The sequence below is a fragment of the Paenibacillus sp. FSL R7-0198 genome (assembly GCF_038000415.1).
GTDB lineage: Bacteria > Bacillota > Bacilli > Paenibacillales > Paenibacillaceae > Paenibacillus.
On sequence record NZ_JBBOCB010000001.1, the window covers coordinates 1,916,009 to 1,932,127 of the forward strand.

General features: G+C 45.1%; 16 protein-coding genes. 6 read left to right on the forward strand and 10 right to left on the reverse strand.

Going from position 1 to position 16,119, the window contains the following annotated elements; translation table 11 throughout:
* Positions 1–88: 88 nt before the first annotated feature.
* The gene (locus MKY87_RS08150; RefSeq protein ID WP_339789683.1) at positions 89–259 is read right to left on the reverse strand and encodes an S-layer homology domain-containing protein; all 171 of its coding nucleotides are present in this window, start codon (positions 257–259) and stop codon (positions 89–91) included.
* A gap of 310 nt (positions 260–569) precedes the next feature.
* Between MKY87_RS08150 and MKY87_RS08155 the strand changes: the two genes are divergently transcribed.
* The 3 genes from MKY87_RS08155 to MKY87_RS08165 all read left to right on the forward strand — a co-directional run bounded on the left by MKY87_RS08155 (position 570) and on the right by MKY87_RS08165 (position 1,597).
* Positions 570–956 (forward strand): RNA polymerase sigma factor, encoded by a 387-nt coding sequence (locus MKY87_RS08155; RefSeq protein ID WP_339790813.1) that lies wholly within the window; start codon positions 570–572, stop codon positions 954–956.
* A complete protein-coding gene (locus MKY87_RS08160) occupies positions 857–1,075 on the forward strand; it encodes a helix-turn-helix domain-containing protein (RefSeq protein WP_339789680.1) in 219 nt (72 codons plus the stop codon). Before MKY87_RS08155 ends, MKY87_RS08160 begins: the two co-directional genes overlap by 100 nt.
* Before the next feature lie 102 nt (positions 1,076–1,177).
* Positions 1,178–1,597: a hypothetical protein gene (locus tag MKY87_RS08165; RefSeq protein ID WP_340963821.1), complete on the forward strand. Its 420-nt coding sequence runs from the start codon at positions 1,178–1,180 to the stop codon at positions 1,595–1,597.
* A 44-nt stretch (positions 1,598–1,641) separates the two neighbouring features.
* Here MKY87_RS08165 and MKY87_RS08170 read toward each other — a convergent pair whose 3' ends face one another.
* Together MKY87_RS08170 and MKY87_RS08175 are read right to left on the reverse strand one after the other, a co-directional pair.
* Positions 1,642–2,349, reverse strand: coding sequence for a phosphodiester glycosidase family protein (locus MKY87_RS08170; protein WP_339789674.1), 708 nt, complete (start codon positions 2,347–2,349; stop codon positions 1,642–1,644).
* Positions 2,350–2,564: 215 nt separating this feature from the next.
* A complete protein-coding gene (locus MKY87_RS08175; RefSeq protein ID WP_340963823.1) occupies positions 2,565–6,104 on the reverse strand; it encodes an S-layer homology domain-containing protein in 3,540 nt (1,179 codons plus the stop codon).
* Positions 6,105–6,712: 608 nt separating this feature from the next.
* On the opposite strand from MKY87_RS08175, the gene MKY87_RS08180 reads away from it, so the two are divergent.
* The gene (locus MKY87_RS08180) at positions 6,713–7,672 is read left to right on the forward strand and encodes a hypothetical protein (RefSeq protein ID WP_340963826.1); all 960 of its coding nucleotides are present in this window, start codon (positions 6,713–6,715) and stop codon (positions 7,670–7,672) included.
* A gap of 12 nt (positions 7,673–7,684) precedes the next feature.
* Positions 7,685–8,029 carry a hypothetical protein gene (locus tag MKY87_RS08185; protein ID WP_340963829.1) on the forward strand — a complete coding sequence of 115 codons (345 nt, stop codon included), beginning with the start codon at positions 7,685–7,687 and terminating at the stop codon, positions 8,027–8,029.
* 130 nt (positions 8,030–8,159) lie between these two features.
* On the opposite strand, the gene MKY87_RS08190 is transcribed toward MKY87_RS08185, so the two are convergent.
* Entirely contained in the window at positions 8,160–8,621 is a 462-nt protein-coding gene (locus MKY87_RS08190) for a MarR family winged helix-turn-helix transcriptional regulator (protein WP_340963831.1), read from the reverse strand.
* Positions 8,622–8,756: 135 nt separating this feature from the next.
* Between MKY87_RS08190 and MKY87_RS08195 the strand changes: the two genes are divergently transcribed.
* Positions 8,757–9,635 carry an SDR family NAD(P)-dependent oxidoreductase gene (locus MKY87_RS08195; RefSeq protein WP_340963834.1) on the forward strand — a complete coding sequence of 293 codons (879 nt, stop codon included), beginning with the start codon at positions 8,757–8,759 and terminating at the stop codon, positions 9,633–9,635.
* Positions 9,636–9,694: 59 nt separating this feature from the next.
* On the opposite strand, the gene pstB is transcribed toward MKY87_RS08195, so the two are convergent.
* From pstB to MKY87_RS08225, 6 genes are all read right to left on the reverse strand, one after another.
* Positions 9,695–10,450, reverse strand: a complete 756-nt coding sequence (gene pstB, locus MKY87_RS08200; RefSeq protein ID WP_062835772.1) for a phosphate ABC transporter ATP-binding protein PstB — start codon at positions 10,448–10,450, stop codon at positions 9,695–9,697.
* 96 nt (positions 10,451–10,546) lie between these two features.
* Positions 10,547–11,458 carry a phosphate ABC transporter permease PstA gene (gene pstA / locus MKY87_RS08205; RefSeq protein WP_339789659.1) on the reverse strand — a complete coding sequence of 304 codons (912 nt, stop codon included), beginning with the start codon at positions 11,456–11,458 and terminating at the stop codon, positions 10,547–10,549.
* Positions 11,455–12,423 carry a phosphate ABC transporter permease subunit PstC gene (gene pstC, locus MKY87_RS08210; RefSeq protein WP_340963839.1) on the reverse strand — a complete coding sequence of 323 codons (969 nt, stop codon included), beginning with the start codon at positions 12,421–12,423 and terminating at the stop codon, positions 11,455–11,457. The genes pstA and pstC overlap by 4 nt, the downstream gene beginning before the upstream one ends.
* 105 nt (positions 12,424–12,528) lie before the next feature.
* On the reverse strand, positions 12,529–13,392 hold the full coding sequence (locus tag MKY87_RS08215) for a phosphate ABC transporter substrate-binding protein (protein WP_017686974.1): 864 nt from the start codon (positions 13,390–13,392) through the stop codon (positions 12,529–12,531).
* Between the two features lie 72 nt (positions 13,393–13,464).
* Entirely contained in the window at positions 13,465–14,865 is a 1,401-nt protein-coding gene (locus MKY87_RS08220; protein ID WP_340963840.1) for a stalk domain-containing protein, read from the reverse strand.
* A gap of 301 nt (positions 14,866–15,166) precedes the next feature.
* Positions 15,167–15,994 (reverse strand): sugar phosphate isomerase/epimerase family protein, encoded by an 828-nt coding sequence (locus MKY87_RS08225; protein WP_340963842.1) that lies wholly within the window; start codon positions 15,992–15,994, stop codon positions 15,167–15,169.
* Positions 15,995–16,119: the final 125 nt, after the last annotated feature.

The following is a 16,119-nucleotide window of genomic DNA, read 5'->3' on the forward strand; positions in this document are numbered from 1 at the left end:
TCTCAAAAAAACTGATACCCCAAAAGGATATCAGTTTTTTATCTACATTATATCTGCTGTCAATACGGTTAATTCTCTTTGTTACTTCTTACACATACATGGCCAACAACAACTTATAGATCATCGTCGCAGCTTCCGCTCGGGTCGTTTCACTTCCTGCACGAACCGTATGGTCCGTATATCCGCTCACAATCTTAGCCTGCACGGCTGTATCCAGTGCTTCTTGTGCCCAAGATGGCGTCTGCGATGCATCGGCCATTCCTTTTTACCTAGTCTAGCAGACTACTGACAGCCGTGTGTGCCAATCTTAAACTGGTTTTGGACCATTGTAACATATAGATACATTTTTCTATCTGTAAAGAATAGTAGATTAACAAAAACTAGAATAGAAACTAACTAATTTATCGATTTTATATACAAAAACACTTTCACTCGGACTTAAAAGAAGGTAATATATTCATATATAGGAACTAATGTTCTTATTTTAAGCGGAATTGGTTTCAAATTCTTTAGATATAGTTCCTAGATATTATGTATCATTACACTACACATGAAAGGGGTAAAATCCAATGAAAGATGCACAAATTAAAGAAATAATTGATGTCGAACTCCAGCGGATGGCATGGAGACTCCAGTATCACGGTAGGAAAGCAGCGAAGCAACATCCCTTCACTTTTGATTTCACAAGACAAGAATCCTTCGAAGATGAAATTATTGACGAGTTAAACATCAAAGATATATTAAGTCTGATCGATAAGGAAAGTGGAAGGAAGGTAATATATTCACTTTACGTGGAGGACAAAAGTGCTAAGGAAGTCTCAGTTGAAATGAATATTAGTGTTCAGGGGGTGAATAAATGGAAAAGAAAAACACTAGAGAATCTACGAAAGAAGATCTCACCCGACTACTCTTCCAAGCTAGAGCTGGAGAAGAACAGGCAACACTTAAAATATTAGAACTTTATTACCCAGAAATGGAGAAATTAGCAGAAACCATTAGAATGCCAAAAGAAGATACCATACAAAGTTTACGGCTCGAACTAATGGAGTTTATTAAGCTTTTTCCTACACAATAAAATTAAAGAAAGCAATACTATGGATATTTTTAGCCATAGCTTCTTTTTTTGTAACTTTTTGAATGATTGGACGTCTACATACTATAAGTACATTGAGGAAGGATGAAAAATTTGAAAGCAAAAAAAAAATGGCCCTTCGTGGTATTAAGCAGCTTTGTCGTGATAATTCTGGTAATCGTCTATTTCGTTTTCTTTTCAGATTATATGAAAGGATGGTCTTCACCAGCAAAGGAACAGCAATATTACACTGGCACCATCGTTGAAATAAAAGAGCAAAACAGTAAAGTAGACGGAGACAAGGTACTTTACTCGATCGTACTGGATAATGGAGAATATCTGAATGTAACGAAAAATTCGAGGTTTTATGTTACTTCGAGTGATTTTTATCAAGCAGACGCAAAATTCAGTAAAATGCGAATCGAGGCTGATTTCGATGAAGTTAAAGTAGGTGATAAAATTGAAAGTTGGACGAGACAAATAAATAATCATTTATTTGAAATATATGAGTTAACTATCAAATAAACAAAGAACAAGCCTTGGATAAGGCTTGTTCTTTGTTTACCACATTAATTTTTATTTATCAATTTAACCATGTTCCATACATATCTTCCCGGGGTCGGATCTGTACCATCTGCTTTGATCAGTTCACCATTAGCATACACTTGCATCTGAACGGAACCATCACCATCCAAGAAAACAGCGTTATTACAACCAAGATTTTCTTTAAAAAAGTCTCTTAAATTGTACAGGGTTTTCCATATAGTTGATGTCACTAAGTATGCATACACACCATTGCTTTCATTTTTAAAACCTAGTCCAGCCCGTCTTGTTCCAGGAATACCAGCGTGTACGTTCCACATTTCATCTTCGTGTACGGTCTTAAACTGGTCTTCTGTCCCAGTTAGATGAAGGCTCCCCCCACCAATAATTGTTTTGAACTGTAAGTTACCAACTTGTTGCTTTAAATTTGGAATAGTTGTGCAGCGGGTAATTCCTGCTTTAGTAACACCATTATCTAGGTAAGTAAAAAACGTACCACGATTCCGTGTCCCCCCTGCATTGCTTCCAGGATCTTGGGTTGCACCATCATAACTGATTGAGAGACCACCTGTTGGAGGCGCAGTATATAGATTTGATGCAAAAAAACCCCCATTAATACCATAATTGTTTGTAGAACAAACCGGTTTCTTAATAACTTCTGAGACAATATTACTAACATGAGTCTTGATTACACGATATCCACTGCTTTCAAAATAAGTATAGTTAGTAGCCATTCTCTTATCCCTCATTCTTAATTTAGTAAAGACGGGGAGCAAGAGGAAACGACCGTCCCAAGCCTTTCTATCCTCTTCGTCTTTCACTAACTAAGGAGTTTTTATTCTGTAATTAGAAACCAGTATTCAACTTTTTTAGTTAATGGACTGTACTAAACGTTGAAATAAACAGAGACCATCCCTCTTAGGACGGTCCTTGCTTCTTTCTATTGAGATTACACGTACATGGCGAGCAACAAATTATAGATCATCGTCGCAGCTTCCGCTCGGGTCGTTACACTTCCTGCACGAACCGTATGGTCCGTATATCCGCTCACAATCTTGGCCTGCACGGCTGTATCCAGTGCTTCTTGTGCCCAAGATGGCGTCTGCGATGCATCGGTGAAACTTGGTTTAACGGATGTATTGCCAGACATTCCGGCTTGTGCATCTGAACTTACTTTCAGCGCATTTGCCATCATAACTGCCATCTCGGCACGCGTAATCGTCCGATCGGGCTTAAATGTATTATCACCGTAGCCGTTCACGATTCCGGCTTGCACGGCTGCGGCAATATCACCTTTTGCCCAGTCTGGCAGACTGCCTTGATCTGCAAATGTCAGATCGGACTCCACGGACTTCAATGCCAGCGCCTTACTGAGCAACGTAACAAACTCTGCCCGTGTGATCTTCTTCGATGGTTGGAATGTTCCATCTGTGTAACCTTGAATCACGTTCATGCCCAACAAACGATCTGCATAGTTAGAAGCCCAGTGTCCATTCAGGTCAGACAGATTCACCGGTGTGTAACTGGACACAACAAATGTACCCAGATGATTAACATTAGCCGTTATGCTTCCTGCTGCATTCATCTTGCCACCGATAAATACCCAGTTCTGACGAGCTTCATTATAATAGTAGATTGCAGGTTGGGTGCCATTCGGCAGAGCTGCCGAATCCACATTCAGGCTCAATGCCGCCTGATCATTCAACGTTCTTCCGCCACTGCGGCTGATCTGTACAGCTTGTCCAAGTACATTCAGGGAAGCTGTATTCTGCAACTTGTCCTTAGTAACCACAGACACTTGCAGCGTATCCTTGAAACCAATGGCTCCCGATGGAACATTGAATTGCACGATGTCTTTCAAACCCGTTTGGACAGACTGATTTGCTTCCACCTCTACCTTGACTTCAGTGGATGAATCTGACCCCGTTTCCGGGTTGGTTGGTGTGGTTGGAACGACAGGTGTTGTTGGCACACTTGGTGTGCTTCCTCCAGAATTCCCACCAGAGTTGCCTCCATTACCTCCACCTGAACCCCCGCCACCATTGCCTGAGCGGGTTTGTACAGTCACGGTACGGATAACTTCCTGTGCTTCATTACCAGCGATATCCTTCACGTTATAGCGAAGGGTGTAGATCCCTGCTGCTTGTGTGTTCACCGTGCCATCCACCTGCACGGAACCACGGATGCCGACATTATCAGAAGCCTGTGCTCCAGGCTCGTTATATGTGTCTCCCACATTCAGCGTCATCTGGCTGCTACCTTGCAGGGTAATGACGGGAATCTCACGGTCTATTTTAATGACCAGAGGTAAAGTATACGTTTGTTCCAGATCGTCAGTTGCTCGGAATAAAAGGTTGTGCTCTCCAGGCTCTGTTACCTCCCAAGGTGTATTCTCTGTATAAAGTTCATACGTCTGCCCTCCATCACGGGACAACTCGATGATCGCGGAAGTAGCAGGTGCGTATACTGCGCTGGTTACATTAACCGTTACGGACTGGTTCGTCCATGTATCCGTGTGATACGGCTGGCCGTCAGCGGTAGTTATGTTGCTTTTTAACACCAGCGCCTGATTATTCGTGCCTTCTACAATGACAGTGAACGTTTTGGGTTGAGATTCCGTGCCACGTTGCACGGTTGCCGTCAGTTCCAGTCGCTCATTATTGTCCGGTTGCATTAGCAGCTTGCCCTCGTTATTCATTAGTTCCGGCTTGGAGCTAGACCAACTAATGGTTGCACCATGCTTCCCCTCAACAGGAAGGGTAAGATCGGAATGGACCGCATTCAGATCCCCCAGATCGATTGCTTGAAGCGTATCGGTTACCGCCTGTGCGTCACTGTACGGTGTGGCACTCATGAAGATTGGGTTGGAGTAGAACCACAGATCGCGATAGTTGCTATCGTTAATTTGATTAAAACGGGTCGTTGCATCAGCTGTTGTATTTTTCGGATCCAGCTGTGGTTCACCATTTACAGTCTCACCTGTCACGTTCATGCCCAGATTCGTACCGCGCAGGCGGAAATACTTGTCCTGATCTGTGGCTTTGATTTTGTACGTGATGACATTATAGCCTTCGGCATCTGTCGTCCAATCGTTGGATGTAAAGGTAGCCAGTACTTTGGTAGAGTCGTTGGTGTCTTTGGTATAAGCGGCTGTACCCTTCTGGGCCTTGGCTGTCACATCCCCAGCGATGAGATCGACGTGATCCACCACGGGTACTTGTCCAGCGGACATGCCGCTGTTGATTGGATTTTCATAGTTATTGCTCGTCGTTGGACTCTTGAAGCGAATCTTCAGCTCTACTTCATCGCCTTGGGTCACATTAAGGTCTCCGCCCATCTCAACTTGAGCACCCGCTCCGGAAGCCGTGAAATCCAGTGCGTTGATCAGGTCACCAAATACGGAAAATGATTTTCCCGAACGCAGTCCATCCAGAACAGCCTGCATGCCTGTCCCCTCAACCCATGAATAGGTCTTGGCATATTCGCCCGGAAAATAACCGCTGGAATTTGCCCCAATCGTCTTGAAGTGGTAATCCGAATTGCCATAGTTCCAGAAGTGGCGTCCTTCTCCAAGCAATGCATCCCATAATCCGCCAACCTTGGCAACCATATAGTCTACACCGCCGTATGTACGGTATTTGTATCCATCATCAGCGGTCGGATTAGCTACATTGTAGCTTGTGTTGTACCCTCCACGATCCGGTTCCATCTGGTTACCCAGCATGCCCTCGATACCAAATACCACTTGTGGAGCCAGATCGTTGAAATCACGGAAGTCCGCGATGGTATATTTGTTTTTGCCGCGTGAAGGATGGTTGATCATCGCATAACTTGTCATTGGATAGTTCGTAGCGAGCCAATTGATGGCGGTTAAGGCATCCTGATGGGTCGTGTAGGCACGCCCTCCGTTCTGATCCCATTTGGCTACGTCAGCCGCATTAAACAAATTCGCTGCGCGATTCGTGAAAAGGTATTCGAATTCCTTGGCAGCGTTCAGCGCTTCGGTTGAGTTCGGCTCATCCGTAAGAATCCCCACCCCAACGTGTTCATGTGTTGGCATGTCCCATTCGAAACCGGAGAAGATCGTTTTACCTGCATATTTGCCTGCATCCTGAAGTGCCTTGATCTGTGGTACCTGATATTCATTCATCCCTTGGGACATGGGTATTGGTCCACCCGAAATGTCGTTCCCGTTGTGATCTCGCTTGGATAACCGCAAATGATCCGTAAGCGCGATCCAGTCCAGCCCATACTTGGTTAAACCCGCGTCGAGCACGTTCTCCAGTGAAACCTGTGCATCATCGGACTCAAACGTATGTACATGCAAATCTCCCGTTTGCCATGAACCTGTTGCCGAGCTGTTGGTTGGTGTGTTATCTCCTGCATCTGCATACGTTATCGCAGCGGGGAAAGCTCCCATGACCATCCCTGTAGCCAAGGGTATAAGTGTAAGCATAGCGAGCATTTTCTTGCCTTTATTATTGAACAAAATCATCCCACCACCCGTTCTGAGTTGTTGTGTCGGGAGTAAATATAAGAGACATTTGGGGGCAGGGTCAACGGCCTGGAAGCATGTATTTAAAATTTTACATATACCTGCATTCTTTCATATTCCGTTAAAGGTTACTCAAGCTTTTTCTAATAGAGTCATGCTCTGCGCTGCTCTATTTTGAGATAGTGAATCTAGGAAAAACGCAGCAAATAGGAGGTGATTCAAAATTCAGAGATTGTTCACGATTCAGGAAAGTTCCACCACTGCTGTGGATCATTAGGAGGAGACCTCGTGTAGGAGAAATGATGAAACCGAGAACATAGTAGGTTTTGTAAAAAGATCAGGGTTACGTATATGCTGAGTATAGAAAAAAGCACCCACGAATCACAGGCATGATATGCCCAGAAGCCGCAGGTACTTTGAGTTGAGCGGGATTTTGTTTCAGCCTTTACATCTTTACTTTTGTAAACTGGGGACGAGTTGTTTGTGAAATCCGAACTATCTCCACTTTATATTTAAACTGGAAAAATACGATACATAAACCGATAATGTTGAAGATGGCTAATAACGCAAAGATCATTATTTATTGAAGGAGTTGCACAATTTTGAAAAGATTCTATCAAAGTTTTGGATTAACAATCATCGTTATCATTGTACTATTATCAAGCTCTTCTACAACTGAAGCAGCATCGAAGAAAGTAAACTTAAAATTGTCAGATGGAGCGACGTACTATGGTGAAGTTTTAAACGGGAAACCTCATGGTAAAGGAACCGCAAGATGGGGAGAAACCGAAGTTTACTCTGGAGATTGGGTGAGTGGTAAGCGGCAAGGAAAAGGCAAATATACATATACATTAGTTGAAGGTGGAGGTGTCCCCTTTGAGGATTACAATGAATCTAATATGGGCCATGGAACAGGTGAATTCACTACAAAAACCTACACCGGATCATGGATTAATGATACATATCATGGTAAAGGAAAAGAAATTACGCAATGGTTAGAAGTACAGTATCTTACTTCTGATGGTAAGGTTTACCCTGTACATGACCGTTACAACAACACCATTAACGATGGAACATTCAATCAGGGCAAGATGTCTCAGGGATATTACGCAATCCACTCTTCAGATACTGTCTCACTAGGATATACTGATCATACAACTACGATTGCTCTCCAAAATGATTATTTCAACGAAAAGTTAACCGGGGATAAGGACTTTTTTGACACGATTATCAATTATAAAAAGAAACATGGTTCTTCTGAAAAATATATTGGGATTAAACCATCCCAATTCTCCAAAGGTACATTAACTAATGGCAAATTCACGGGGGTTACACATCTAATCGATTATAGTAATTCAGTTAGTTATTCAAAACAAGTCATAATGAACGATAACGTATTAAAAGAGAATCACATAACATCTGCCGTCTTTGATAAGGATCGCAAGAAAATCATTCATGAATTCCTGCAAGCTATTAGGCCCTATTCAGTCAAAATCAATACCATCTCTGACGAGATTATGTCATTAAAAGACATTAACTATGAGGGAATGATCCCTAGGTAGTGGAGGCACAAAATGAGCAAAAAGCGATGGATTGTGAGCATAGTCATTTTGATTATCATACTTTTCATGAGCGAATTGATAATGTTGTCCTCAGGAAAGGTTGGAGTTCTCAACATAACGCAGAGAATCATTTCAGGTGCACCTCATGTTATCGTTCAAGGGCAGACACTGTCTTACCAAGGTAAGGTTCATTGGGAGGATATCCAAAGTAGTATCGAAGAATATTCCGCAAGCGATGAAGGAACGGTCTTGTATAAAGCACTAGGCACCCCTGTCCCACCACCTTGGATATATGTGAGAAAAGAAAACCATCAGGGTTTCCGATATAAAATCCCGCAGCTTCCCTGGAAACTATAAAATGATCTGGGAACTTCACGAGCAGACATCACCAGATGTTCGCTTTTGCTATGAATTTGTAGTCTACCTCGCTCAATGGTGACATGTCCTATGGTTCAGGTATCAAATACAATCCACACTATTGTTCATCTCACTTTTCTTCCAAACCGTTAAACTGCCTGAGCATGGCGGTGAAAAGTTCTAGTTCCTTATCATCCCATCTGGATATACGGTCATAAAAAGCTGACTCCTTCTCCTTGAGCGCACCAACCGTCGATTGTTGACCAAGTTCCGTAAGAGACAGTAACACCCCGCGCCGATCCTTGGGGTCTTGCTCTTTGCTAACATATCCCAACTTTTCGAGTTGTTTGATTAATCGGCTGACCGAGCTGCGGTCCATTGCATTCGCTTCTGCCAAAGCCGCGGCGCTTGTTGGGCCGTAGGAGTAGAGCCACCGTACCAGTTGAAAAGCGGCAGGTTGCAGATTCGCATCAAAGCGCTCGGCAGATCGAACGTTAAGCGCATGCGAAGCACTGATCAGTGCATGAATCTGCTCACCCAGCGCTAGCTCCAGGGCTGTTCTATCTTTGGTTTTGACTGGATTTTTACTCATTATTGTTAACTTCCTCTCCTCGATACACGAAGATAAACTTGCGGAAATATAGTTGACAAATATCAATTAATATTTATAGTTGATTTATGTCCATTATATAATTCAACTCTATTCGTGTCAAAAGGAGACCTCATTATGAAAACAACACAACCCATTATTGTCATCACCGGAGCAACAAGCGGTTTAGGTCAGCTTGCTGCCATGGAACTCGCCAAACGCGGGGCACACCTTATACTCACAGCCCGAAGCAAGGAACGTGCAGACGCTACCAGATACAAAATCAAGGAAATCATGCCTTCTGCCAAAATTGAATTTTTCTATGGAGACTTGTCGTTACTGAGTGATGTAAAACGTGTTGGGCTTGAGATTGCAGCCGCTTATCCGCGTATAGACGTACTTTTGAATAATGCCGGACTTCATGCTTTTGAACAGAGAGTCACGTCCGAAGGATATGCCGAGATGATTGCCGTCAACTATTTGGCACCTTGGCTGTTAACGCACACATTGCGATCTTCCCTGATTCAGTCCGGCCATGCCCGAGTCGTCAATGTTGCATCTGAAGCTTCGCGGAATCATGGCACACTGGTGCTGCCAGATGACTTAACGGATATCACTCCTTTTACTGCACGTGGTTCCTCTCCAATCTATGGCAAAACCAAACTGCTCAATATTATGTTTACTGGTGAACTAGCCAGACAATGGCGCGGAACTGGGATTTGTGTAAATGCTTTGAATCCAGGCTTCAATGTTACGGGTCTAGGGCGAGAACTATGGTTTGCAAGTGTGCTTGAGCGCATTCTAACCTTTCTGCACATCGGCGACCCACGACGGGGTGCGGATATCATAACTCGGTTAGCTGTGGAACCGAAGTATGGCGAGGTTTCGGGAGGATATTTCAATGTGGGAAATGGAGCATCTATAACTCCTATACATCCTGGCGAAGATGCGGCGATGCAAAACAGACTGTGGGTGGTTACGACACAATTGATGGAACAACGGGGGCTGCTAAAGTAATTAAAAACAGCAAAAAGCCTTTCAGATCAGATCTGAAAGACTTTCACATTCCACAACAATCAACCAAACCGACCACTAATATAATCCTGCGTACGCACATCGACTGGCTCGGCGAACATGCTCTGGGTAGCGGAATACTCCACGACTTCGCCGTTCAGGAAGAACACCGTCTGCTGGGATACGCGAGCGGCTTGCTGCATGTTATGTGTCACCATCACGATGGTATAACGCTCCTTCAATTCATGCGTCAGCTCCTCAATCTTGAAGGTGGAGACGGGATCAAGCGAAGCGGTTGCCTCATCCATCAGCAGAATATCCGGCTCCACTGCCAGCGCACGTGCGATGCAGAGACGTTGTTGTTGTCCACCGGACAGACTTAGTGCGGAGCGCTTTAGGTTGTCTTTTACCTCATCCCACAGGACAGCAGATCGCAGACTCTGCTCTACAATCTCATCCAGCTTTTTCTTGCCATGAATACCATGCTGTTTGGGGCCGAAAGCCACATTGTCATAGATGGATTTAGGAAAAGGATTCGGTTGCTGAAAGACCATGCCGATCTTCTTGCGAAGGGTCTCCACATGAACTTCACCACTGTAGATGTCGGTTCCCCCTACGGCCACTTTGCCTTCAATCCGTGTGCCGGGTATCCGGTCATTCATGCGGTTCAGCGTACGTAGCAGTGTTGATTTTCCACAACCCGATGGTCCGATAAAGGCTGTGATTGCCCGCTCAGGAATTTCAATGGAAACATCCTTCAGCGCTTGAAATTGACCGTAATACAAGTTCAATTTGTTGATCTCAATAATAGGTTGCACAAGGCGCCCTCCCGGGTTGAAATGGAATGATTTAAGGATTCAGCTTAAACAGTTGGCGCTGTTCCAGACGATACCGATTAGCGGCATCCTCTTTCATCAGGCTTGATTTTTGCGTGCATTCAGCCACAAGGGTACACGGAACAGAACATTAATGAGCAACGCCACAAAGATCAGCACAGCTGTGGTTTTCTGCGCAATTTCCTCGGCATCTGGCACAATGGCTTCGGATTGAATGTACCAGAGATGTACAGCAAGGGTTCCTCCCGGCGATAGCAAATTAAAGTCCCACATTTCCCCAGATGTAGACACCCCAGCGGTCAGAATAATGACAGCACTCTCACCGAATGCCCGGCCTGCGGTCAGGCAAATACCCGTCATGATCCCATTTATAGCCACCGGCAACAACACTTGACGGATCGTCTGGAGATGCGTTGAGCCCAGCGCAAACGATCCATTGCGAAGCTCCACCGGAACCGCCCTGACGGATTCCTCCGTTACCCTGGTAAGCACAGGTAGGTTCAGGAAAGCAAGACTGACGGCTGCGCCCAAAATGGTAAGCCCTATTTCGAAAAACTCCACAAACAGGGCAATACCGAACAATCCGAAGATGATGGATGGCACAGAGGACAATCCCTCCACGCAAATACGAACGGTCTCGATCAGCTTATTATTTGGTGCAAACTCTGCCAGATATATGCCTGCCGCCATACCAATAGGGATGGAGATGAGCAGGGACAGAATCAACACATAGAACGAGTTGAACAGCGCCGGGCCGATCCCTCCGCCTTCTTCAATCTCACTCGGAACACCGTATAGGAAATCCCAGCTGAGCAGTGGCAATCCTTTGTTCAGCAGCAGAAATAACAGTCCAACAATAAACAAAATGACGACAATACCGACACCCCATACCATGCCTGTAAAGAGCCGATCTATCACCATCGATGAACTTCTCCGTTTGCCAAAAGAATAAGACGGGACGACAGCATTCGCCTGCTTCTTCACACTCATACGTTTCGGTCCCCTCTCTTCTGAAGCAGTCTTACAATAACGATCATCAGGATCGAGATCGCGAGCAGGATAAAGCCCATCATGTACAGACCATGATTCCAGGTAGAGTCGAATTCAACGCTAGAGATTTGCATGACGATATTACTGGTCAGTACAGCTGTTGGCGTGAACAGACTGTTGGCAAGCTGCGCTGTATTACCAATGACCATCACCACCGCCATCGTCTCACCGATCGCACGAGTCATTCCAAGAATGACCGCGTACATGATCCCGCCTTTTGCAGCAGGTAAGACGACACGAGTCACAGTCTGGAATCGGTTCGTGCCGAGTGCATAGGCAGCATCACGGTATTTGTTCGGAACAGCAGATATGGCATCATCACTGATCCGGCTAATCGTGGGAAGTACCATAATGGTCAATACAATGGACGCAGCGAGTAATCCGTCAGCCAGATCACGTCCACTAATATCCCTTAGCCATGGAATGAGGATCGTCAGTCCCAGGAAACCGTACACCACAGAAGGAATACCCACCAGCAGATCCAATACAGGTCGTAGAATATGGCGAAGCCATTTGGGTGTCATTTCGGCCAGAAATACAGCAATGATGACAGAGAGTGGAATGGCAAACAACATGGTAAGACCTGTAAGAGCAAATGTTCCGAGGATAAAGGTCAGTGCACCATAATGTTCATTTTCCGGGTCCCAGTTGGTGGAGAAAAAGAATTCACGCAGCGACACATCTGCAAAAGTAAGAACGCCCGTACGAAGCATGAGAATTAAGATACATAAGAGAACCAAACATACAAAGATCGTACTGCCGATGCAAACCATACGAAACAGGTTATTGGACCACCTTAAACGCGCTTTACGGTTAAACCGAGTGCCCGAATCAGCGGCCTTACCAAGGCTCGTGCCAAGTTCACTCGGGGCGGGGCTGTTCGGGGATGGATTCAAATCGATCATGAAGTGCTCTTCCTTTCACATAGAGAAGCCAGCTTGCGACCATGCGCAGAAGCTGGCTATCCCTTTTCTTATGAAATGTGAGAATGACGAACGTTTGAAGCTCCGTTATTTTACAGCCGCAAGCGGAATGAATTTCAGCTTTTTCAGGGAACCGTTCTGGAACTTGCTGCTTTGGATGTACTCAATGAACGCTTTGGTGGCACCGGTAGGTTGACCTTTGGTCATGTAATATCCAATACCCCATACTTTGTAGGTTTTGTTCAGAACGTTTTTCTCTGTTGGTGCCACGCCATTGATGGATACAGCCTTCATTTTGCTAGTTACATAAGGAAGGTCAATATAACCGATCGCATTCGGTGTCGTTTCAATGGTTGTTTTCATATCACCGCTGGAACCAACTTCTTTGTAATTGTCGCCTTTGCTCATGAAGTCTTTACCGTCGAGTGCTTTTTGCTGGAAGTTGACCCGTGTGCCGGAACCGAACTTACGGTTAACAACAACGATGTTGGCGTTCGCACCACCAACGTCTTTCCAGTTGGTCACTTTGCCGGAGAAGATGTCCTGCAATTGTTTCGTGGTCAGACTGCTTACCCCCACATTGGTGTTAACAACAGCCGTGAATACTGTTACCGCTACCGGATTGGCTACCATGCCATCAAATTTCTTGAAGCCGGGTACATCCTTGGATGCGTCCCAGTCCACAGCGCCAATGTCGGCAATCCCTTTACGTACGGATTGAGGACCTGTAATGGAACCTGCGGCGGAAGCCGAGATTTTGACTTTTGGATTATCTTTCTTGAATTCACTTGCAGCCTGAAGAGTCAGTGGGAGCAATGCCGAGGAACCGTTAATGACAATTTTCCCTTTCTCCGTGCTCTTGGCAGCAGATGCCGTCGTTGCTCCTCCAAGTCCACCAATTAGGGATACTGCCATAAGCATTGCCGTGAAGGGTTTGATCCATTTTTTCATTTTTATAAACTCCTCTCGAATTATAAAATAGTTAATTGCGATTATGTGCTTATCACTCTTGGATCAAAAAAATCACTTCGTTACGGCTCTCCAGCTGCCACCCGCCTGTACCAGAACTCGGCCGTTCTCAATGACAGCCAATTGTGATCCGGCAACGGTAATGGAGGAAACATCGGAAGATACGGTATACAGTTTGGTTTGTTTTCCTGTCACCGTGTCGATGGAAATAATGACGCTATTGCTGTCATCTTGCGCAGCCAGTACGTACAAGACGCCACCCGACAGAATCGCTTGCTCTACATCCAGATCGCCGTACACCGTTGTTGCCTTCTGGGATGCATCCACAGATTGCAGCGAAGCATTGCCGTCCTCGGACGGTACGCTCACATAGTAGGCTTTCTGACCGTCAACGGACCATACAAACACTTTGTCATCCGTTGTAGTCGTTAACTGCGTCGCTTCCGCTTTTGTTATACCGTTGTTATACGAAAATATTTGCTGTTGATTGGCTGAAAAGTCGATAGACACGTTGTCTTCATCTACATTGGTTGCATCAGAGGTAACCTTACCCAGTGTCGTTACCGTGTAGATGAATCTTTTGCCGTCCGCAGACACATTCAGGTTTTCTTTGTAATCCACCTTGTCTTCAACCAGTTTCTTAATTACGCCATCTGCCAGATTCAGGCTTGCAATCACCGACCCCTTATCTCCTTGCAGGAAATAAATTGAGCTTTCATCCGCAGACCATACCAACTCCGGTTTGATACTTGTGTCACTCGTGATTAATTTCGAAGCCTTTGTCTTCAGATCGATAACGTAGACGGCTCCATCCGCATTCGTATACGCCGCTTGATCTCCACTCGGGGAAACAACCAGATCCGATCCGCCATCTGTCGTTAACAACAGCTCATATTTACCACTCGTTGTATTCACAAGATAATCGGTTCGGCCATTATCATCACTCTTGGAAACGATCAGCTTATCCGCTCCGGCAAAACGGGGATTTTCCGCACCTTCGAGCAATGCTACCGTGCTAACTTCCAGCGCTCCGCTTCTCTTGACGATTGTACCGCCAACGCTAGATACCAATGGACGAAGTGCAACGTAGCTTGTACCTCCAATGATCGTAACTGGTTGATTCAAATTCACTTTGTTGCCATCCACCAGAAGTTGTTTCGCATTATTCTGAAGTGTCACCGTGTGACCATTTAGCTTGATCACCGTCGTTCCACGTTGTACTTCTGCTTGCGCGCCGATGGCCTTGATCACATCACGGAGCGACACAAGTGTCTCACCATTCTTCACGATGGAGCGAACGATAACGCTGTTTCCGTTTATTGTAAGCGTGGAGTTTTGCACCTGAGCTGTACTAGCCGCAGGTTTCACTGCAGGAGCAGCTGATACTGCACTAACCACAGAAGTTGTTAACGCTGTGGCTACCATGGACACTACTAACACCTTTTTCATTGACATTGGCTTTGGTCACCCTTCTTTTCTCCATATAATTTGCCTTGTATGCCGTGCCCTGTTGTCTGGTATGTTGCATGTATCATCAATATGAGAGCTTGTCCGCCTCATCCCCCCAAACTTCCACGTTCATAGTAAAAATGACCTATCACGTTTGTAATTATAGGAGCGAATTGTAAACGGAAAATCTTGGAATTGTTAACGAATTGTCAATGTTTTCATATCAGCACATTCATATTATTAAAACAACAAAATGACCCATACAGAATGTATGGGCCCTTGCTCTCATTATATATTTTCTCACACATTATACTGTGACAAACACCTGATCGAAACCAGCCTTTGACTTGGCGAATAGTTCGTTCGTACTAAGATTCGATGCCGGTGCCAGTACTTCCTGAGCCACCACACCGTTGTAGCCAATGGCCTTCAGATTTTTCAAAAAACCATTCAGATCAATTACACCTTCCCCAGGATACAAGCGTTCGCCATCCTTCAATTCCTCGATCGGCAGATCATAGGCATCGTTGATATGCACATGAACAATCTGCTCTTTCTTCAGCTTCAACAGATCTTCCATCGGTAAACCATTCGTATGCCAGTGATAGGAATCTACGAGCAGGCCAACATTAGGCGCATGGATCGTTTCGATCCAGTCCAGGGTATCCTCCACACGCCAGATAAACGGATTCTTCCATTGCGTCCGCAAGTGATGGCAGCCAACAAACTCCAGCCCTAGCTTAATTCCGTAAGCGTCCAGGATATCTGCGCAGAGTCTCAAGCGTTTTGTAGCCGCTGCCATAAATTGCGCTGCCGGTTGATCCGTTGAGGGTAAAATATACGTGCAGCAGCTGTGACAGTCCAGCAAAGCAGAGGCTTCTGCCATAGCGACCAACGATTGCAACCCCTCACGAAATTGTTCATCTGTCGTCCGCCACTCTACCGTCAGACCCGATGAACCGATGATCACCTGATTGCTTTTCAGCAGGTGTTGCGCCTGTTCTTTGCCATACGTTTCAATCAATGAGAGCGGATTCAAATCTACAGATCCGAATCCGTGCTTGGCCGCATCTATAATATATTGTTCATCAGACTCGATGTTGCCCAGTCCCGCATTCGTTAACCCTCTAATCATCCCAATCTCCTCCTGTGACTCGTCTGGAATTGCAGCTTGTTTATCATTTTATAATAGCAGTACTCTCCGAAAAAGAAACCATCAAAAAAGAGCCGCAACAACGTTATATTAACGTCATTACCGCT

Coding starts and splice junctions, on each gene's coding strand:
- MKY87_RS08170 (WP_339789674.1), bottom strand. CDS start 2,349: ATGGCTACTAACTATACTTATTTTGAAAGCAGTGGATATCGTGTAATC.
- MKY87_RS08165 (WP_340963821.1), top strand. CDS start 1,178: ATGAAAAATTTGAAAGCAAAAAAAAAATGGCCCTTCGTGGTATTAAGC.
- MKY87_RS08220 (WP_340963840.1), bottom strand. CDS start 14,865: ATGTCAATGAAAAAGGTGTTAGTAGTGTCCATGGTAGCCACAGCGTTA.
- MKY87_RS08185 (WP_340963829.1), top strand. CDS start 7,685: ATGAGCAAAAAGCGATGGATTGTGAGCATAGTCATTTTGATTATCATA.
- MKY87_RS08160 (WP_339789680.1), top strand. CDS start 857: ATGGAAAAGAAAAACACTAGAGAATCTACGAAAGAAGATCTCACCCGA.
- MKY87_RS08225 (WP_340963842.1), bottom strand. CDS start 15,994: ATGATTAGAGGGTTAACGAATGCGGGACTGGGCAACATCGAGTCTGAT.
- MKY87_RS08190 (WP_340963831.1), bottom strand. CDS start 8,621: ATGAGTAAAAATCCAGTCAAAACCAAAGATAGAACAGCCCTGGAGCTA.
- MKY87_RS08215 (WP_017686974.1), bottom strand. CDS start 13,392: ATGAAAAAATGGATCAAACCCTTCACGGCAATGCTTATGGCAGTATCC.
- MKY87_RS08155 (WP_339790813.1), top strand. CDS start 570: ATGAAAGATGCACAAATTAAAGAAATAATTGATGTCGAACTCCAGCGG.
- pstA (WP_339789659.1), bottom strand. CDS start 11,458: ATGAGTGTGAAGAAGCAGGCGAATGCTGTCGTCCCGTCTTATTCTTTT.
- MKY87_RS08150 (WP_339789683.1), bottom strand. CDS start 259: ATGGCCGATGCATCGCAGACGCCATCTTGGGCACAAGAAGCACTGGAT.
- pstC (WP_340963839.1), bottom strand. CDS start 12,423: ATGATCGATTTGAATCCATCCCCGAACAGCCCCGCCCCGAGTGAACTT.
- MKY87_RS08195 (WP_340963834.1), top strand. CDS start 8,757: ATGAAAACAACACAACCCATTATTGTCATCACCGGAGCAACAAGCGGT.